The organism is Bradyrhizobium sp., assembly GCF_027307225.1.
Lineage (GTDB): Bacteria > Pseudomonadota > Alphaproteobacteria > Rhizobiales > Xanthobacteraceae > Bradyrhizobium.
In genome coordinates this window covers 14,539-32,560 of record NZ_DAHUXJ010000086.1, presented here as the reverse complement: position 1 = coordinate 32,560, position 18,022 = coordinate 14,539, and the positions used below count along the sequence as shown (strand labels likewise).

Genomic DNA, 18,022 nt, shown 5'->3' with positions numbered 1-18,022 from the left:
TTAAGGAGACCTTTCGGGAGGGGTTGCATCGTAGATGCAATGCTACCGTTCTCGAGGAAACACTAGAATTTGAAGCGAAACGGGCGAATTTGGCCGTCGATCCGGTTTATGACACGCGACATTTACTTCGTACCAAGACCAATCGTTCGTTTTCCAGGGCGATGCGGCACGTCCCCGCTCGCCAGGTTAGGAATCTTTAAACCATCGCTCGCCGCTGCCGGCGTTTTCGTCGCCAGCGGAACCGAAAAGCCGCCGGCCGGTTCTCCTGGATTCCTCATACATGAGGGGTTGAAATGAAAGAGCCTCCAGCGTCGCTCGCTTTCGCCGTGTTGCTCACCCTCGTTGCGTCGCCCTCGTTCGGCCGGGAGCCAAAGCTGAACGTCAAGGCGATCTGTCAGTCGAGGGAGGTCGACGCCAGGTTGTTGCGCTCAACTCCGGCGCAGAGCCGTGCGGACTGCGAGCACGACGAGCAGACCGCAAAAGAGCAGCTCGTTGGCGTCTGGGCATCGACCTCCGCCGCAATACGAAACCGATGCCAATCCGACGCCCGCTTGTTAGGCACGACGAGTTATCTCGATCTTCTCACCTGCATCCAGATGCAAGACGAGATGAAATCTGGTTCCAAAAAGCCTCGATGAATTCCAGGCGCGTTTTCCACCGTTTTCTGTCCCCGAAAACGCGCGAAGCGGCCTAAAATGAACGACCGCGAAAATGAATTTGCAAGTGTTGCGCCTCTTTCCTAGACGATGACTCACTCTTGACTTTAGGTGTCGGCGCGGCGGCACGACTCGCTTGCGCCTTTCCATTGCAACCGGCAGGAGCGGTTCCATGGCTGACGACACCCTTGCTTCAGTGATTCCTCTTCGCCATGCGCCGCTGAAAAAGCGCAACAGAAAAGGATCCGGACGCGCCAGGACCAACCGCCCGCGCAAGCGAGCGGCGAAGGCCGCAGCACTTGCCATTGGTGAGGCCGAATCTTCGTCATCCGCATCATTGTTGCCGGCGGAGTTCTTGATCCCGCCGGAATTCCTGCCAGCAAACGACGTGGATGCTGAGCCGCCAGTGGCCCCGCCATCGATGGCTGCAGGCCCGCCGGACGAAGCCGCACCAACGCCGCGCAGACAGTTTGCGCCGGTTCTGCTATCGATCGCCGCGCTTGCGCTGGCAAGTGTCGGCCTCACGATCAACGGCTGGTTTGCACGCTCGTTGGGTTCGAGCGATATCGCGGGATGGCTTTTCCTCGCCGTTGGGGTCGCCGCCGATCTGGTCGCCCTGGTGATGCCGTCCTGTGCCGCTTCCCTGTGGCAAACGGGTCAGCGCGCGACGGCGGCGGTCGGCTGGGCCGTCTGGCTCATGACATTCGTGTTCGCGGTCACGGCGGGGATCGGCTTTGCATCCATCAATATCAGCGACGTGACGATGGCGCGTGCATCGCGTGTCACACCGGCGATCGCGAACGCGCAGGCGGCGCTAACCGACGCCATGACCGCCCGCGACCGTGAATGCAAAAGCGGTGTCGGCAAGTTCTGCCGCGAGCGCGAAGCCGCCGTGGTCGAGCGCCGCCAGATGCTCGATGCTGCGGCGGCCGCGGTCGGGCGAACCGCCGACCCCCAGAGCGACGCAGCCATCAAGCTGGTGACATGGGTTTCCGGCGGCATGCTGCGGCCGACCATGGAAGATTTCGCCATGCTTCGGCTTGTCCTGCTGGCGCTGCTGCCGCAGATCGGTGGGATCCTGCTTCTGGTCGGACGCCATTCCGCGCGGAAGTAAGCCAATCCATGTAAGCTAATCGATCGGTCGCACACGAAAACGGACGCGCTTCTGGCGCGTCCGTCCGCCTTGCCTTCCTTGGATCGTTAGTTCTTATCAGGCCACCTTGGGAGAACGGTTGCGTGAGTTGCGCTGGAAGAACAGCGCCTGGCTCGCGACCGCAGAAACCATCGCCGGCTGGAACGGCTTCGAAATCAGGAACGCCGGCTCCGGCCGTTCACCGGTCAGGAAGCGCTCGGGATAAGCGGTGATGAACACCACCGGCACTTCGAAGGTGCGCAACAGTTCGTTGACGGCGTCGAGACCCGAACTGCCGTCGGCGAGCTGAATGTCGGCGAGAATCAGGCCCGGCCGCTTGTTCTTGGCCAGCGCCACCGCATCAGTGTGGGTGCGGGCAACGCCGATGACGTGATGGCCAAGATTCTTCACGAGGCTCTCGAGATCCATCGCGATGAAGGTTTCATCTTCGATAATCAGCACATCGGTAGCGATCTCGGCCGCCATTTCGCGTCCGGCCGTATCGGCGAGCTTGCGGGCCTCTGCCACATCGACGCCGAGTACGAAGGCGACTTCCTCCTCGGAAAAACCTTCCAGCGACAGCAGCAGGAAAGCCTGCCGCGGCAGAGGCGTGATGTTTGAAAGCCGTCGCTCCGGTGGCATCGGCAAGGTCGCGACATCGGGATCTTCGTTGATTGCGACCGAATTCCAGATCTGCGTGAACAGCCGGAAGAGCCCGGCGCGCGCGCCGTGGCTTTCGTCGAGCAAAGACTGGTCCTGAAGCAGGGCCTCAAGCATGGCGCCAACATACGCGTCGCCCGAGGCTTGATTTCCGGTCAACGCACGAGCATAGCGGCGCAGCAACGGTAAGTGTTCGGCAACAAGCTGTGAACGGGACATCCCCACTCCATCTTTCCTGGGTCGAACCTTCGTGATGGGGGTCGACCCGACACTCCCCACGTCCGACACCTACGCTTGGACAAACGAAAAGTTCCCACTCTTTAAGGAACTTTTATGCGGAGTTGGAATTAGGCCTTTGGCAGAGAAGGCGAACGCTTCAGTGATTTCGAGGATTAGCCGTGAAAATACAAAAGCTTAACACTCGGGGGAGCGCGGGACAGGACATGAAGGAAGCAAAAAAACAAGGCGGGCTGAATGCCGAGATTCAGTCCAGAATCGGCCACCAGCTGCGCGCCATGTACGATGATGTCGTTCGCCAGGGCGTCCCCGACCGTTTTGTAGACTTGATCCGCAGGCTTGATGTTCCCGAGGGCAGCCCCCAATTGGGAAATGCGGGCGAAAAAAATGACGGAGGGGAATAATGCCTCTCACCGATCAACTTCGCGACGACATCCTGGCGTCGGTACCTAGTCTGCGCGCCTTTGCAATTTCACTCTCCGGTAACGGTGACCGTGCCGACGACCTCGTGCAGGAGACGTTGCTGCGCGCGCTCGCCAACATCGATTCTTTCCAGCCGGGCTCGAACCTGCCGGCGTGGCTGTTCACGATTCTTCGCAACCTGTTCCGGTCGGACTACCGGAAGCGGCGGCGCGAAGTCGAGGACGCCGAGGGCAGTTATGCGAAGACGCTGAAGACGCAGCCGGCGCAAAGCGCTCATCTGGAGTTCGAGGAATTCCGCGCTGCGCTCGACAAGTTGCCGCAGGATCAGCGCGAAGCGTTGATACTGGTCGGCGCGTCCGGCTTCTCCTACGAAGACGCGGCGGCGATCTGCGGTTGCGCGGTTGGCACCATCAAGAGCCGGGTTAATCGGGCTCGCTCAAAACTCTCGGCGTTGCTCTATGTCGACGGTGCCGAGGATTTTGGTCCTGACGAGACCGTACGCGCCGTGATTGGCGGCAGCGGCTAGCGCTTGTCGTCACTAACACTTGTCGTCAGCGGATATCGACATTCCGGGGTGGCGGTCAGCACCGGATCGGAATGAGTTTTTTGACTGCTAGCGCATCGGCTTGAGCGGCGCTGAAAGCTGCTCGGTCCGGCCTCTTTCCGACATGTCGACAACGGTCTCCATCGGCGCCGTCAATTCGTAGACGTAGCTCACCTCGGTGAAATATCGCTTGGACGTTCCACCGAGCGCTTCGGGCGCCACGCGGTCGAGCAGGATGAGGCCGAAATCGCTGTCCGGGCGGCGCGTTGCCTCACTGGTATTGAATTCTTCCCAGCGGAAATGAAACACGCTCTCCGGCCCTTCGCCGGTGATTTCCCAATGCGCAACGATGTGCGGATGCTTGCCGACCAGGGAAAGACCCTCGTCGGAATGTGACGCCAGCTCAAAGAACAACAGCGACAACGACTGCGCGGCGCGAGCGCTGACGACGATCTCCGGGCCGGAAATGGCAATCCGGTCGGCATGCGGCATCGCGCGCGCTTCGAACAACCCCTTCAGGTCGACGCCCTGCCACTGGCTTTCGCTCAGCAGCGAAACCACGTTCGACATCGCGTGAATCCGGCCGATCAGCAGTTCGCGTGCGGTATCGATATCCGAACCGTGACGAAGGGTTCGCGTCACGATCGACTGGATCACCGCGAGAATGTTCTTGACGCGATGGTTCAGCTCATCGATGACCGCGGTCAGGCGCCGCTCGAAGCCGATCCGCACCTGGATTTCACGACTAAGGCGCAAGTTGTTATAGGCGACGTAACCGAACAGACCGCAGACGATCGCGGTCAGCGCAAGACCGATCGCCGCCACGATCGCCGCCGTCTGCATGGCGCGGTTCATGGTGTTGGTCTTGGCATGGTAAGTCAGCGTCCAGTCCTGCCCGCCAAAGAAGACCTTGCGGACAAAGATCGGGCCTTGCGAGGCGAGCGGTCGCGAGACGACGTTGCCCCGCTCGGTTGCGATCAATTCGCTGTTGTCGCGGCGCGGATCCTTCAGCGCCACCGAGAACAGCGACAGGTCGTTGTTGGTCAGCATCAAGGGAGCAAGCTCGTAGGAGAAAGTCACGAATCCCGCAGGCTGCGTGCCATTGTCCTGGAGCACCGGTGCTGCGAGCACGACGCCGACCGGTCCATCCTTGCGCAACAACGGAAGCGGATCCGACGCCACTGGCGTCAGATCGGACATTGCGCGATCCAGCATTGGCCCGAGGATGGGATCCTGATTCAGGCTGCGGCCCGGAAAGCCCATCGTGTCCGCGTTGCGCGGCTCGACATCCATCACGACGTCAACCGGCTGGGTGAGGTTCGAGGCTTGCAGCGGCACGTTGCCGTTACCGCGGATGGTCGGGTTTGTGAATCCTGCATTGGCAAGTTCGGTATGCGCGGCGGAAAGCTCTTCCGGTTTGAGCCGCGCGACCCAGGACGCCACCAAGAAATCGGTCTTGAAGGCATAGATCGACGAGCGCAGCGGCTGCAGCATATTGGCCTTGATCACCGACGGCGAACGAAAGAGGCCTGACGCCACGCGCGCCAACAGCTCGCGCTCCGTCAAGCGCTCCTGGACGAGGCTCGCATGAACATCGATCGCCCGCGCCAGCGCGATGCCATCGACCGTCAGCTCCTGATCATGGACGCGATAGGCCGCAAGGCCGGAGAGCAGAACTCCGATCAGCGCGATAAAACCGGTGATGAGACCCAGCCGAACCACTCGTTCACTCAAACAGAAAGCGTTGGCAAATAAATTGAATGGCTGTCTGACGGCGGGCCGCAAGGTCCAAAAACCCGAACGTTGTGCGAGCCAACCATCCGGTGACAGAAGCCGTATTCATCGATTGTAACAACGGTTCGCGAACGGGGTCTAACACGGCGGGCAAACTGACTACCACGCAAAACAGGTTAATGCGTCGAAGGAAGTTAACCGACACCAGCCGATTTTGTTCCGTGGGCTGCCGCTGATTGGGGCGCTAACCTTAATTCGCCGCCTTAAGACCGCCCTTGGCCTCGATGAAGCCGACGATGCGATCCAGGCCCTCGCTCTTCTTCAGGTTCGTCATCACGAAGGGCCGCTCGCCACGCATCCGCTTGGCATCGGTATCCATCTTTTCCAGCGAGGCGCCAACATGAGGAGCGAGGTCGATCTTGTTGATCACAAGAAGGTCCGAACGGGTGATGCCTGGGCCGCCCTTGGACGGGATTTTGTCGCCGGCGGCCACATCGATCACGTAGATGGTGAGGTCAGCCAGTTCCGGCGAGAAGGTGGCGGCGAGGTTGTCGCCGCCGGATTCGATCAGCACCACGTCGAGACCGGGAAACCTGGCGCGCATATCAGCCACCGCCGCCAGGTTCATCGAGGCGTCCTCGCGAATGGCGGTATGCGGGCAGCCGCCGGTCTCGACGCCTGCGATTCGATCCGCCGTCAGCGATCCCGACCGAACGAGAAATTCGGCATCCCATTTTGTATAGATGTCGTTGGTGATCGCCGCGATGTCGTAGCGCTCGCGCATCGCCTTGCAGAGCAGATCCATCAGCGCGGTTTTCCCCGACCCAACCGGCCCTCCGATGCCGACGCGAAGCGGACCGTGTGAACTAGGCATCTTGATCATCCTTAAATTCCGCCCCTCGATATATCATGACCGGAACAAGCGCGTGTACTGGGTCTCATGCCGCATGCCGGCGATATCGGCGCGAAAGGTTGCGCTGCCGAGATCATCGACCGAAGCCCCGAGCGCGCGCTTCGCGGCCGCCGACACGGCCGGCTCAAGCTCCGCCAGCACACGCTGGCTGTTGGTTTGTCCGAGCGGAACCAGGCGCGCGCCGGCCGATATCCAGTTCGAGACCACCGCATGCAAAAACGCATGAACCGTCGGCACAAGCGGAACCGCGTGCGCGGCGCTGACCAGACCGACCGCAACTGGATAGACGATAACCGCCCCGCAAGCCGTGACCAGCCGATCGAGCGATGGGGAATTCCATGCGGCGCGCGCGATCTCGATGAACGCCCTGCCCTGCGCCGTAGTTTCGAGGTGGCGCTCACGCGAGGCGACAAAAGCAGAAGCAAGTTCGGCGATTTCTGCGAGCCGTGCGTCATCGCCTGACGCCGCGGCCCGGTGCGCATGCGCCAGAAAGATGCCGTCGCAAACGCCGGGGCCGTCCGCCAGCATGGAACCGAGCCAGCGCCGAAGCGATCGAGCATCCGTGACGTCGCCGGCCTCGACCGCCCATTCGATGCCGCTCGAATAGGAGAAGGCGCCGACCGGAAACGACGGCGACAGCCACGTCATCAACCGGTAAAGCGCCGCGGCCTCGCTTTCGGATAGACCGGACGAACTGGACGCGGCCGGCTCGTTCGCCGTGGCAGCTTGGACCGGCGCGCTCCGACCATCGCGCGGCGGCTCATTTGTCTTCATGAGCATGGGGATGGCCGTGATGATGGTCGTGACCACAATGTTCATCGGGATGGCGATGGTCGTGGTCGTGGTGATGATCGTGCGACGGGTGGCCGTGCACGATGTGATCGTGCGATTCACGGGCCGCGCGCGCGTGACCGTCACCGGCATAGGCGCCGCCCTCCGGGTCGAACGGCGCTTCGATTTCGACCACCCGCGCGCCCAATCCCCTGACCATCGCCTCGATGACGTGGTCGCGGCGAATTCGCAAGCCCCGTCCCATGATCTGCGTCGGCAGATGACGATTGCCCAGGTGCCAGGCGAGGCGAACAAGATGCTGCGGGTCGTGGCCGCGGATTTCCAGAAGCGGCTCCGGCGCCGCCACCACCTCGACCAGCCGGCCATCGTCGAGCACCAGCGCATCGCCGCCGCGCAAGGCCACCGCATTCTCGAGGTCGAGCAGGAATTCCAGTCCACGCGTGCCCGTCATCGCCGACCTCCGACGGTGGCGATCGTCGAAATCGAGCACGACCGTGTCGGCGGCTGCGTTCGTCCAGCGATGCTGCGGCTTGACCTGCGTCGCGCGGATCATTCTTCAGTTCCCCTAAAACTTCTCGACCTTGGCGTCGCTAAGGATCTCGATCACGGTCGAGACCTTCAACGGCGTCGATATCTCCCGCCACTTCTTCATGTGCGGCGCGCGCGCATGCGAATTGAGATCGTCGCGGGCTTCCCAGCGCTCGACGACAACATAGACGTTCGGATCATGAATGCTGATATGCCCCTCGTAGGACAGGCAGCCTTTTTCCTTCAGCGTCTCGGCGATGCATGCCTTGTGGCCCGCAAGAAAGGCCTCACGCCCCTCCGGCTTCATCTGGGTGGTGGCAATAACGTAGATCACGAACGTCCTCCCGGTTCTCGTTCAAAATCAGATCACAAGCGTCCGACCTTAGAACATGAAGTAGCGCTGCGCCATCGGCAGCACTTCAGCCGGCGCGCAGGTCAGAAGCTCGCCGTCCGCGCGCACTTCATAGGTTTCGGGGTCGACCTCGATGTGCGGCGTCGCGCCGTTATGGATCATGCTCTTCTTCGAAATCTTGCCGCGGGTATTTTGAACTGCATAGAGTTTCTTGTCGGTGCCGAGCTTGCGCGCGAGCCCTCCGGTGACGGCGGCCTTCGACGCAAAGACCACGGAGGACGCGGTAAGCGATTTGCCGAACGCGGCAAACATCGGCTGGTAATGCACGGGCTGCGGCGTCGGGATCGAGGCATTGGGGTCGCCCATCGGCGCTGCCACGATCGAGCCGCCCTTGATGATGCATTCCGGCTTCACGCCGAAGAATGCCGGCGACCACAGCACGAGATCGGCAAGCTTGTCCTTCTCGACCGAGCCGATCAATTTGGATACGCCGTGCGCGATCGCTGGGTTGATAGTGTATTTTGCGATGTAACGCTTGACGCGGAAATTGTCGTTGTCCTTGCCTTTATCTTCCGGGAGTGCGCCACGCTGCTTCTTCATCTTGTCGGCCGTCTGCCAGGTCCGGATGATGACCTCGCCGAGCCGGCCCATGGCCTGCGAATCCGACGACATCATCGAGAGAGCGCCCAGATCGTGCAGGATGTCTTCGGCCGCGATCGTCTCTTTGCGGATGCGGCTCTCGGCAAAGGCAAGATCTTCCGCAATCGACGGGTCGAGATGGTGGCACACCATCAGCATGTCGAGATGCTCATCGATGGTGTTGCGGGTGAACGGCCGCGTCGGATTGGTCGACGACGGCAGCACGTTCTTCAACCCGGCAATCTTGATGATGTCGGGCGCATGGCCGCCGCCGGCTCCTTCAGTGTGAAAGGCGTGGATGGTGCGGCCCTTGAAGGCCTTCACCGTATCCTCGACGAAGCCGGATTCGTTGAGCGTATCCGAATGCAGCATCACCTGGACGTCGTAGTCGTCGGCAACAGAAAGGCAGTTGTCGATTGCCGCCGGCGTCGTCCCCCAATCCTCGTGCAGCTTCAGCGCACAGGCGCCGGCTTTGACCATTTCCACCAGCGCGGCGGGGCGCGACGCATTGCCCTTGCCGGAAATGCCGAGATTGACCGGAAACGCATCGAATGACTGCAGCATCCGCGCGATGTGCCACGGGCCGGGCGTACAGGTCGTAGCGTAGGTGCCGTGTGATGGCCCGGTGCCGCCCCCTAACATCGAAGTGACGCCAGACATCAGCGCGTGCTCGATCTGCTGCGGGCAGATGAAATGGATGTGGCTATCGAAGCCGCCGGCGGTGAGGATCTTGCCTTCACCCGCGATCACGTCGGTGCCCGGACCGATCACGATCGTCACACCCGGCTGAATATCGGGATTGCCCGCCTTGCCGATCGCTGAGATCATGCCTTCCTTGATCGCGACATCGGCTTTGACGATGCCCCAGTGATCTACGATCAGCGCGTTGGTGATGACGGTGTCGGCCGCGCCCTGCTTGTTGGTCGTCTGCGACTGCCCCATGCCGTCGCGGATCACCTTGCCGCCGCCGAATTTCACTTCTTCGCCATAGGTCGTGAAATCCTTCTCGACCTCGATGATCAAATCGGTGTCGGCGAGCCGTACCTTGTCGCCGGTGGTCGGGCCGAACATGTCGGCATAGACGGAACGCTTGATTTTCACAGACATGATCTGGCCCCCGACACTCCCAAATGCTTAAAGCTTGCCCATCACGTCGCCGCGGAAGCCGTAGATGGTCTTCTTGCCGGCCAGCGCAACGAGTTGCACCTCGCGAGTCTGGCCCGGCTCGAACCGCACGGCGGTGCCGGCGGCGATATCGAGCCTCATGCCGCGCGCCTTTTTGCGATCGAACTTCAGCGCCGGATTGGTTTCGAAGAAATGGTAGTGCGACCCAACCTGAATCGGGCGGTCGCCGCTATTGGCGACCGAGAGCATCACCGTCTTGCGGCCGGCATTGAGCTCGATCTCGCCAGCCTTGATGAAGAGTTCACCGGGGATCATCGTTTCTCTCCTCCGTCATCCCGGGGCGTTGCGAAAGCATTGAACCCGGAATCTCGAGACATCTGCCGCTTCGCGCCATCCCGGAATGACTGACGTCACCGGATCGGCTCATGCACGGTGACAAGCTTGGTGCCGTCCGGAAACGTCGCTTCCACCTGAATGTCGTGGATCATCTCCGGAATGCCATCCATCACCTGCGCTCGGGTGAGGACCTGCGCACCCGCCTGCATCAATTCGGCCACCGTGCGGCCGTCGCGCGCGCCTTCGACGATGAAATCCGAGATGATCGCCACGGCTTCTGGGTGATTGAGCTTGACGCCGCGTTCGAGGCGCCGCCGCGCCACCACCGCGGCCATGGAAATCAGCAGCTTGTCCTTTTCGCGGGGAGAGAGATTCATGCGAGCACTCTGATTGTCTTAAAGCCGATCCAACACACCGATTAGTTGAGCCATAGCCGCGGCAAGGCCGAGCCGCTGGCACGGCGGAGCACCGCCATCATATCGGCGCGCAGCCGGGCCGCATCTTGGGCACAGAAGCGCGCCATTGCAAATCCATTCCATGCGGAGATGCCAACCTCGCCGCCGAACGTCTGCGAAATCTCGCGGATCCGCTCCACCAGCGCATCGTCGCCGGGCACGATCAGCGCGGTGCCGATCGCGACACCGCCCTTGGCGATCGCAGGACTTGCGAGCTTGCTGCCGATATCGCCGCCGAGCCTGATATTTTCGGCGAAGACCAGCCGGCTGCCACGGCGTAGCCGCCAATGGTCGACAAATTCCCCGGTTCGAATTCGCTCGCCCATGGCGATGCGGCCGAACACGACGATTTCGCAGAGCAGAAGCGAAGCGGCATCGGACAAGTCGATCTCGAACCGGCGGCGGATTCGCGCCCGGTCAAACAGTATCGTCTCCTGCGGCAGCCACGCGAGACGCGAACGGCCTTCGGCCTTGAGCGTGACATTCAGTTCGGCCGCGGCCCCTTCCGCCCGGTAGATCTTTTCCGCCGCGGCCGTCGTAACGGTCAGCCGCGCATCTGCCTTGCTTGCAATATCGATGTCAAAGCGGTCTCCGCCGGCGATACCGCCCGCGGTATTGACCAGCACGGCCGAAAGCCCGTCATCTTCCGGCGAGGGAAAGCGCACCCGCAAAGATCCTGCCTCGTGCAGTTCGCGGCGGCGGGTCACCCCGTTGATATCAGCCACATCGAACCGCACCACGCCCCTGGCCCGGTTGGCCGCAAAAAGCGCCGCGCTCTGGCCCGTCGTATCGATCTGCATCCGCCTTCACCCTACACCAACGGCGGCTTCGTCGAGCCCGCTCACAAGGCCATTTGACGGCTGATTTCGCCTTGATCGAGATGGGCTCGATCACAGGCATATTTCACGGCGCCGCGGTCCATGACCGCAAAATTGTCGCCGAGATCGCAGGCAAAGTCGAGATATTGCTCGACCAGCACGATCGCGATGTTGCCGAGGCTGCGCAGATAGGTGATCGCGCGCCCGATATCCTTGATGATCGACGGCTGGATACCTTCGGTCGGCTCGTCGAGCAGCAACAGCTTCGGCCGCATCACCAGTGCGCGGCCGATCGCCAGTTGCTGCTGCTGTCCACCGGAAAGGTCGCCGCCGCGGCGCCCGAGCATCGATTGCAGCACCGGAAACAGCGAGAACACGTCGTCGGGTATGTTGCGGTCCTCGCGTTTCAACGGCCCGAAGCCGGTTCTCAGGTTCTCTTCCACCGTCAGCAGCGGAAAAATCTCGCGCCCCTGCGGCACGAAGCCGATACCCTTGCGCGCGCGTTCATAGGGCTTGAGAGCGGTGATGTCGGCGCCGTCGAACACGATCGATCCGCTCGAAATCGGATATTGGCCGACCATCGCGCGCAACAGGCTGGTTTTGCCGACGCCGTTGCGCCCCAACACGCAGGTTACCTTGCCGGGCTCGGCCGAAATCGAGACTCCGCGCAGCGCCTGCGCCGCGCCGTAGTAAAGATTGATGTTGTCGACCTTCAGCATGGCTCATCGTCCCAGATACACTTCGACCACGCGTTCGTTCGCCGACACCTGATCGATTGTGCCTTCGGCGAGCACCGTGCCTTCGTGCAGGCATGTCACCTTGACGCCGAGTTCGCGCACAAAGGTCATGTCGTGCTCGACGACCATCACGGTCTTCTCTTTGTTGATTTCCTTGAGCAGCTCGGCGGTCTGATGGGTTTCGACATCCGTCATGCCTGCCACCGGCTCGTCGACCAGGAGCAGCTTCGGATCCTGCGCCAGCAGCATCCCGATCTCGAGCCACTGCTTCTGGCCGTGCGACAGGCTTTCGGCCAATCGGCGGCGCGCGTCCTTCAGGCGGATGGTCTCGAGCACACGCTCGATCCGTTCGGCCTCGGCCTTGCCGCCGCGCCAGAACAGCGTCCCCTTGACGCTATGATCGACATTGAGTGCAAGCAGAAGATTGTCTTCGACGGACTGGCTTTCGAACACAGTCGGCTTCTGGAATTTGCGGCCGATCCCGAGTTCGGCAATTCGCGTCTCGTCGAGTCGCGTCAGATCCGTCACGCCGTCGAACAGCACGGTGCCTTCATCCGGCTTGGTCTTGCCGGTGATAATATCCATCATCGTCGTCTTGCCGGCGCCGTTCGGTCCGATGATCGCGCGCATTTCGCCGGGCTCGAGCGTCAGCGATAGATTGTTGATCGCGTGAAAGCCGTCGAAAGAGACGTGCACGCCGTCGAGATAAAGCAATGCGGAAGTGGCTCTGACGTCCATCGCTCTCACTCCGCCAAACGAGGTTCGCTGACGCCGTCTTCGGCTGCCGCGCTTTCGCTATTCGCCGTCAGGCGATCCGCCTTCCACCGCTCCGACCACGGATTGAAGGTGCCGACGATGCCCTTGGGCAGTAGCAACGTCACCAGAATGAAAAGCGCGCCGAGCATGAACAGCCAGTAGGGCGCAAGCGGACCGGATGTGAAGTAGGTCTTGGCGTAGTTGACCACCACCGCGCCGATCGCGGCGCCGATCAGCGTGCCGCGACCACCGACCGCGACCCAGATCACGGCCTCGATGGAGTTGGCGGGCGCAAATTCTGACGGGTTGATGATGCCGACCTGCGGCACGTAGAGCGCTCCCGCCACGCCCGCCATGCAGGCCGAAAGGGTGAAAACGAACAGCTTGTAGGACTCGACACGGTAACCGAGAAACCGCGTACGAGATTCTGCATCGCGCACCGCGATCAGCACCTTGCCGAGCTTGGAGGTGACGACGGCGCGGCAGGTCAGGAACGCGACGATGATGGCGAGACAGCTCAGCGCGAACAACGCAGCGCGGGTGCCCTCCGCCTGCACGTTGAAACCCAGGATATCCTTGAAGTCGGTCAGTCCGTTGTTGCCGCCGAATCCGAAATCGTTACGGAAGAACGCCAGCAGCAAGGCGTACGTCATCGCCTGGGTGATGATCGAGAGGTATACGCCGGTGACGCGGGAGCGGAACGCCAGCCATCCGAAGCAGAACGCGAGCAGCCCCGGCACCACAACGACCATTAACGCGGCAAACCAGAACATGTCGAAGCCGTGCCAGTACCAAGGCAGTTTCGGATAGTTCAGAAACACCATGAAGTCGGGCAGGACCGGATTGCCGTATACGCCGCGGCTGCCGATCTGGCGCATCAGGTACATGCCCATCGCGTAGCCGCCAAGTGCAAAGAATGCGCCGTGGCCGAGTGAGAGAATGCCGCAATAGCCCCAGATCAAATCGATCGAGAGCGCGAGTACCGCGTAGCAGGCATATTTGCCAAACAACGCCACCAGATAGGTCGGCACCTGCAGCATCGAGCCGGTTGGCAACAACAGGTTCGACAGCGGAATCAGAACGCCACAAGCAGCGACCAGGATGACGAATAGCGTCGTGCCGCGATCCAGCGAGCGCGTGAGGACGTGCGGCATCATGCTTCCACCGCCCGTCCCTTGAGCGCGAACAGGCCGCGCGGCCGCTTCTGGATGAAGAGAATGATCAGGACCAGAATGGCAATCTTGGCGAGCACGGCGCCCGCAACGGGCTCAAGGAACTTGTTGGCGATGCCGAGCGTGAAGGCGCCGACCAGCGTGCCCCACAAATTGCCGACGCCGCCGAACACCACGACCATGAAGGAATCGATGATGTAGCTCTGGCCGAGATTGGGACTGACGTTGTCGATCTGCGACAGCGCCACGCCGGCTATTCCGGCAATGCCTGAACCAAGTCCGAAGGTCAGCGCATCGACCCGCGAGGTCGCGATCCCCATCGAGGCCGCCATGCGGCGGTTCTGCGTCACCGCCCGCATCTCGAGCCCGAGGGCAGTGTAACGCAGCATCGCCAGCAGGATTGCAAACACTGCAAGCGTGAAACACAGAATCCATAGCCGGTTATAGGTGATGGTGATCTGGCCAAGCTCGAACGCGCCGCTCATCCAGGAGGGATTGCCGACTTCGCGGTTGGTGGGACCGAACGCCGTGCGCACCGCCTGTTGCAGCACCAGCGAAATGCCCCAGGTCGCAAGCAACGTCTCGAGCGGCCGTCCGTAGAGAAAACGAATGATCGTCCGCTCGATCAAGACGCCGATCGCGCCCGCTACCAGAAAGGCCAGCGGCACGGCGATGAAAAGCGAATAATCGAACAGACCAGGAAAACTCGTGCGGATGATGTCCTGCACCACGAAGGTGGTGTAGGCGCCGAGCATCACCATCTCACCATGCGCCATGTTGATGACGCCCATGACGCCGAAGGTGATGGCAAGGCCAATGGCAGCGAGTAGCAGAACCGAGCCAAGCGACAGGCCGTACCAGGCGTTCTGAACCGCGGACCAGATCGCAAGCCGGCTCTGGATCGAGGACACTGCGGTCGCCGCCGCCTTGGCCACCAATGGCGACTGATCGGAAAGGTCGGTGAGCAAGGCAAGGGCTTCCTGATCGCCCCTCGCCTTGATCGTGGCGATGGCCTCCAGTCTGTCGGCATCGCTGGTGCCGGACTTGTTGAGCAGGATCGCCGCGCGCGCCTCGGCAAACGCGGCCTTCACCGCGTTGTTGGTCTCTTTCGCCAGCGCCCCTTCGACGACCGGCAGAGCGCTTTCCTCGTGCGACTTGAAAACGGTTTGTGCTGCCGCAATCCGTTTGGCGGGATCGGGTGACAGCAAGGTCAGGCTGCCGAGCGCGGCCTCGACGCTGCGTCGCAGACGGTTATTGAGCCGAACGGAGGCGGCGTTGTCCGGCAGCTTGGCGACCGGAGTCCCCGTTGCCGCATCGATGATCTTGCCATCCTGCTGGGTGATGTAGACCTTCTTGGTGTCCGGATCGGCCGACAGCCGATCATCGTGAAGCGCGCTGATGATGGGAAAGGCCAGCGGATTGCCGGAGCTCGCGACCATGCCGATCGCCTCTTCGGTATCGGAAAACTCGTCGTTGGCGAATTTGGCGACCGCATCGTCGAAGGCGCCGGCGAATGCCGGCAAAGTCAGGACGACAATCAGGAAGACAGAGAGAACGATCGAACGAAGACGGTCGAAGGCGTTAGCGGCCACTGGAGCTCCGATTCCGAAGTTCGCAAGCTTTCGCGGCGCCTCTGATGCGAACTTCGGAATCAAGGGAGCTCCAGCAACTTATGATTCTAGTGCTGCTTTGAATTTGAAGTTCCTATTACGAACTTGCCGCGACATTGATAGGAACTTCAAATTCACCGCACTAGACAACCCCGGCAGAAAATAAATTGTACGGTGGATTTGACATTCGCTTCAGCAGCGCCGCAACTCCTCCAAGCGAATGTCAAATCCAAAACCGCATTACATATCTATATTTGCTAGTGTCCCTTTGGTTCTGACATTCGTAAAGGAAACCCGCCGCGACAGCGTACGAATGTCAGAACCGGGACACTAGTGCGGTGAATTTGAAGTTCCTATCAGTTTCGCGGTAACCTCGTCATAGGAACTTCAAATTCTAAACCGCACTAGAAATCATACAATTGGCTAGTGCTCCTTTGATTCCGAAGTTCGTAAACGTGGAGCCGCAATATGATACGAACTTCGGAATCGGAGCACTAGTGAAAGGCGGCGGCGGCGCCGCCTTTCCGCCTCGCTGGTACCAGCATGATCGGCCGGGCGAGCCGCGCTCTTCTTGAGCAAGCCGCCCGGTCAGATCACCGCTCGGAGGTCAAGACTGCGAACCGAGGCACTTGTTGGTCTTGGTGTTGAAGTTGCCGCACTTCTTGCCGACCCAGTCGCCGATCAGGTCCTTGGAGCCCGGAAGCTCCTTCGACCAGGCATCGCCAGCGACGAGGCCAGGCGTCTTCCACACCACGTCGAACTGGCCGTTGCCCTTGATCTCCCCGATGAACACCGGCTTGGTGATGTGGTGGTTGGGCAGCATCTTGGCGACGCCGCCGGTCAGGTTCGGCGTCTCGATGCCGGGCAGCGCGTCGATCACCTTGTCAGGATCGGTCGACTTCGCCTTCTCAACTGCCTTCACCCACATGTTGAAGCCGATATAGTGGGCTTCCATCGGGTCGTTGGTCACGCGCTTCGGATTCTTGGTGTAGGCCTGCCATTCCTTGATGAACTTCTCATTGGCCGGCGTCTTGATCGATTCGAAGTAGTTCCAGGCCGCGAGATGGCCGAGCAGCGGCTTGGTATCGAGGCCGGCGAGTTCTTCCTCACCGACCGAGAATGCGACAACCGGAATATCGGTCGCCTTGACGCCCTGGTTGCCGAGCTCCTTGTAGAAGGGAACGTTGGCGTCGCCGTTGATGGTGGAGACCACCGCGGTCTTCTTGCCGGCCGAGCCGAAGGTCTTGATCTTGGAAACCTCGGTCTGCCAGTCGGAGAAGCCGAACGGCGTATAGTTTATCATGATGTCTTCGGGCGCGACGCCTTTCGACTTCAGATAGGCTTCGAGAATCTTGTTGGTGGTGCGCGGATAAACGTAGTCGGTGCCTTCCAGCACCCAGCGCTTCACCTTCTCTTCCTTCATGAGGTAATCGACGGCCGGTATCGCCTGCTGGTTCGGCGCCGCACCGGTGTAGAACACGTTGCGCTCGCTCTCTTCGCCCTCATACTGCACCGGATAGAACAGGATGTTGTTCAGCTCCTTGAACACCGGGAGCACGGATTTGCGCGAGACCGAGGTCCAGCAGCCGAACACGACGGCAACCTTGTCCTTGGTGATCAGTTCGCGCGCCTTTTCCGCAAACAGCGGCCAGTTCGATGCGGGATCGACGACGACGGGCTCGAGCTTCTTGCCGAGCAAGCCGCCCTTCTTGTTCTGCTCGTCGATCAAGAAGAGGATCGTGTCCTTCAGCGTGGTTTCGCTGATAGCCATGGTACCGGAGAGCGAATGAAGAATGCCGACCTTGATGGTGTCGTCGGCAGCTTTCGCGTTGGAAAATCCAGCCAGACCCAGAACCAGTCCCGCGGCTGCTGCGAGCCACCGGCGACGGCTCAGCGTCGCGATATCGTGCGTAAAGTGTGTAGGCATGAAATGTCATCTCCCTGACGCAGGCGTTGACGCTTGCGAAACGGCCCCACGGCCGCCTGCGTTAAGGGAATCGCAAGAACCGTGCCACGCCCTTTTCGAGGGTTAAACTGATGGTTTCATTAGAAAATATGACATTCCGGTCCGCGGGAAGTGCCACCCGCGACTAAGTTTTATGCAGAACAAATGTATGCGTTTTCTACAAATTGATTAATTTATAGGCATACTTGGCGCCATGGTCGGGTACTGGCACAAAATTTTGGCAGATGGCTGCTTTTCGGACGGCAGGCTTCATCAACCTTTTTCGAGGTGATTTTCGGCAATGCAGCGAAACAGCCTCGATCGACCTTGAAAGCGCCGCGTCGATAGGCCATATCAGCGTCAGGAAGCCCGAATCATCGGGCCTGCGCGAGCTGCGTGTTTCTTTGGCCCTTGCGATACTGCAACGGCTTCAGGCTTGCCCCTTCACCCCCTAAAAC

19 protein-coding genes are annotated in these 18,022 nt (G+C 60.9%); 4 read left to right on the top strand and 15 right to left on the bottom strand.

Features of this window, described 5'->3' with window-relative positions; genetic code table 11:
* The first annotated feature begins 293 nt into the window (after positions 1–293).
* Positions 294–638, top strand: coding sequence for a hypothetical protein (locus M6D32_RS15075; RefSeq protein WP_298257507.1), 345 nt, complete (start codon positions 294–296; stop codon positions 636–638).
* Positions 639–828: 190 nt separating this feature from the next.
* Positions 829–1,770 carry a hypothetical protein gene (locus M6D32_RS15070; protein WP_298257504.1) on the top strand — a complete coding sequence of 314 codons (942 nt, stop codon included), beginning with the start codon at positions 829–831 and terminating at the stop codon, positions 1,768–1,770.
* Positions 1,771–1,866: 96 nt separating this feature from the next.
* On the opposite strand, the gene M6D32_RS15065 is transcribed toward M6D32_RS15070, so the two are convergent.
* Positions 1,867–2,667, bottom strand: coding sequence for a response regulator (locus M6D32_RS15065; RefSeq protein WP_298257502.1), 801 nt, complete (start codon positions 2,665–2,667; stop codon positions 1,867–1,869).
* A 224-nt stretch (positions 2,668–2,891) separates the two neighbouring features.
* On the opposite strand from M6D32_RS15065, the gene M6D32_RS15060 reads away from it, so the two are divergent.
* Positions 2,892–3,089: a NepR family anti-sigma factor gene (locus M6D32_RS15060; RefSeq protein ID WP_298257500.1), complete on the top strand. Its 198-nt coding sequence runs from the start codon at positions 2,892–2,894 to the stop codon at positions 3,087–3,089.
* Entirely contained in the window at positions 3,089–3,634 is a 546-nt protein-coding gene (locus M6D32_RS15055) for a sigma-70 family RNA polymerase sigma factor (protein WP_298257498.1), read from the top strand. Before M6D32_RS15060 ends, M6D32_RS15055 begins: the two co-directional genes overlap by 1 nt.
* Positions 3,635–3,721: 87 nt before the next feature.
* Here the strand turns inward: M6D32_RS15055 and M6D32_RS15050 are convergent, their stop codons facing one another.
* The 14 genes from M6D32_RS15050 to urtA form a co-directional block, all read right to left on the bottom strand.
* Positions 3,722–5,374 carry an HWE histidine kinase domain-containing protein gene (locus M6D32_RS15050; RefSeq protein WP_298257611.1) on the bottom strand — a complete coding sequence of 551 codons (1,653 nt, stop codon included), beginning with the start codon at positions 5,372–5,374 and terminating at the stop codon, positions 3,722–3,724.
* A 262-nt stretch (positions 5,375–5,636) separates the two neighbouring features.
* Entirely contained in the window at positions 5,637–6,260 is a 624-nt protein-coding gene (gene ureG, locus M6D32_RS15045; RefSeq protein WP_298257609.1) for an urease accessory protein UreG, read from the bottom strand.
* Between the two features lie 33 nt (positions 6,261–6,293).
* The gene (locus M6D32_RS15040) at positions 6,294–6,947 is read right to left on the bottom strand and encodes an urease accessory protein UreF (RefSeq protein ID WP_298257607.1); all 654 of its coding nucleotides are present in this window, start codon (positions 6,945–6,947) and stop codon (positions 6,294–6,296) included.
* Between the two features lie 112 nt (positions 6,948–7,059).
* A complete protein-coding gene (locus tag M6D32_RS15035; RefSeq protein ID WP_298257496.1) occupies positions 7,060–7,644 on the bottom strand; it encodes an urease accessory protein UreE in 585 nt (194 codons plus the stop codon).
* A 12-nt stretch (positions 7,645–7,656) separates the two neighbouring features.
* Positions 7,657–7,953: a putative quinol monooxygenase gene (locus M6D32_RS15030; protein WP_298257494.1), complete on the bottom strand. Its 297-nt coding sequence runs from the start codon at positions 7,951–7,953 to the stop codon at positions 7,657–7,659.
* Positions 7,954–8,001: 48 nt separating this feature from the next.
* Positions 8,002–9,717 carry an urease subunit alpha gene (gene ureC / locus M6D32_RS15025; RefSeq protein WP_298257492.1) on the bottom strand — a complete coding sequence of 572 codons (1,716 nt, stop codon included), beginning with the start codon at positions 9,715–9,717 and terminating at the stop codon, positions 8,002–8,004.
* 27 nt (positions 9,718–9,744) lie between these two features.
* Complete coding sequence (locus M6D32_RS15020) at positions 9,745–10,050, bottom strand: urease subunit beta (protein ID WP_298257489.1); 306 nt, start codon at positions 10,048–10,050, stop codon at positions 9,745–9,747.
* 95 nt (positions 10,051–10,145) lie between these two features.
* A complete protein-coding gene (locus M6D32_RS15015) occupies positions 10,146–10,448 on the bottom strand; it encodes an urease subunit gamma (protein WP_298257487.1) in 303 nt (100 codons plus the stop codon).
* 41 nt (positions 10,449–10,489) lie between these two features.
* Entirely contained in the window at positions 10,490–11,326 is an 837-nt protein-coding gene (locus tag M6D32_RS15010; protein ID WP_298257485.1) for an urease accessory protein UreD, read from the bottom strand.
* Between the two features lie 41 nt (positions 11,327–11,367).
* Positions 11,368–12,063 carry an urea ABC transporter ATP-binding subunit UrtE gene (urtE, locus tag M6D32_RS15005; RefSeq protein ID WP_298257483.1) on the bottom strand — a complete coding sequence of 232 codons (696 nt, stop codon included), beginning with the start codon at positions 12,061–12,063 and terminating at the stop codon, positions 11,368–11,370.
* Between the two features lie 3 nt (positions 12,064–12,066).
* Positions 12,067–12,828, bottom strand: coding sequence for an urea ABC transporter ATP-binding protein UrtD (gene urtD, locus M6D32_RS15000; protein ID WP_298257481.1), 762 nt, complete (start codon positions 12,826–12,828; stop codon positions 12,067–12,069).
* The gene (urtC, locus tag M6D32_RS14995; RefSeq protein WP_298257479.1) at positions 12,825–13,994 is read right to left on the bottom strand and encodes an urea ABC transporter permease subunit UrtC; all 1,170 of its coding nucleotides are present in this window, start codon (positions 13,992–13,994) and stop codon (positions 12,825–12,827) included. Before urtC ends, urtD begins: the two co-directional genes overlap by 4 nt.
* Positions 13,991–15,601 carry an urea ABC transporter permease subunit UrtB gene (gene urtB / locus M6D32_RS14990; protein ID WP_298257477.1) on the bottom strand — a complete coding sequence of 537 codons (1,611 nt, stop codon included), beginning with the start codon at positions 15,599–15,601 and terminating at the stop codon, positions 13,991–13,993. Before urtB ends, urtC begins: the two co-directional genes overlap by 4 nt.
* A 625-nt stretch (positions 15,602–16,226) precedes the next feature.
* Complete coding sequence (gene urtA / locus M6D32_RS14985) at positions 16,227–17,546, bottom strand: urea ABC transporter substrate-binding protein (protein WP_298257475.1); 1,320 nt, start codon at positions 17,544–17,546, stop codon at positions 16,227–16,229.
* Positions 17,547–18,022: the final 476 nt, after the last annotated feature.

Bases quoted from the DNA above. Each gene is read 5' to 3' on its own strand.
- M6D32_RS15020 (WP_298257489.1), bottom strand. From the start codon at position 10,050: ATGATCCCCGGTGAACTCTTCATCAAGGCTGGCGAGATCGAGCTCAAT.
- ureG (WP_298257609.1), bottom strand. From the start codon at position 6,260: ATGCCTAGTTCACACGGTCCGCTTCGCGTCGGCATCGGAGGGCCGGTT.
- M6D32_RS15040 (WP_298257607.1), bottom strand. From the start codon at position 6,947: ATGACGTGGCTGTCGCCGTCGTTTCCGGTCGGCGCCTTCTCCTATTCG.
- M6D32_RS15060 (WP_298257500.1), top strand. From the start codon at position 2,892: ATGAAGGAAGCAAAAAAACAAGGCGGGCTGAATGCCGAGATTCAGTCC.
- M6D32_RS15075 (WP_298257507.1), top strand. From the start codon at position 294: ATGAAAGAGCCTCCAGCGTCGCTCGCTTTCGCCGTGTTGCTCACCCTC.
- M6D32_RS15055 (WP_298257498.1), top strand. From the start codon at position 3,089: ATGCCTCTCACCGATCAACTTCGCGACGACATCCTGGCGTCGGTACCT.
- M6D32_RS15070 (WP_298257504.1), top strand. From the start codon at position 829: ATGGCTGACGACACCCTTGCTTCAGTGATTCCTCTTCGCCATGCGCCG.
- urtE (WP_298257483.1), bottom strand. From the start codon at position 12,063: ATGCTGAAGGTCGACAACATCAATCTTTACTACGGCGCGGCGCAGGCG.
- M6D32_RS15035 (WP_298257496.1), bottom strand. From the start codon at position 7,644: ATGATCCGCGCGACGCAGGTCAAGCCGCAGCATCGCTGGACGAACGCA.
- M6D32_RS15015 (WP_298257487.1), bottom strand. From the start codon at position 10,448: ATGAATCTCTCTCCCCGCGAAAAGGACAAGCTGCTGATTTCCATGGCC.
- urtC (WP_298257479.1), bottom strand. From the start codon at position 13,994: ATGATGCCGCACGTCCTCACGCGCTCGCTGGATCGCGGCACGACGCTA.
- M6D32_RS15010 (WP_298257485.1), bottom strand. From the start codon at position 11,326: ATGCAGATCGATACGACGGGCCAGAGCGCGGCGCTTTTTGCGGCCAAC.
- ureC (WP_298257492.1), bottom strand. From the start codon at position 9,717: ATGTCTGTGAAAATCAAGCGTTCCGTCTATGCCGACATGTTCGGCCCG.
- urtA (WP_298257475.1), bottom strand. From the start codon at position 17,546: ATGCCTACACACTTTACGCACGATATCGCGACGCTGAGCCGTCGCCGG.
- M6D32_RS15065 (WP_298257502.1), bottom strand. From the start codon at position 2,667: ATGTCCCGTTCACAGCTTGTTGCCGAACACTTACCGTTGCTGCGCCGC.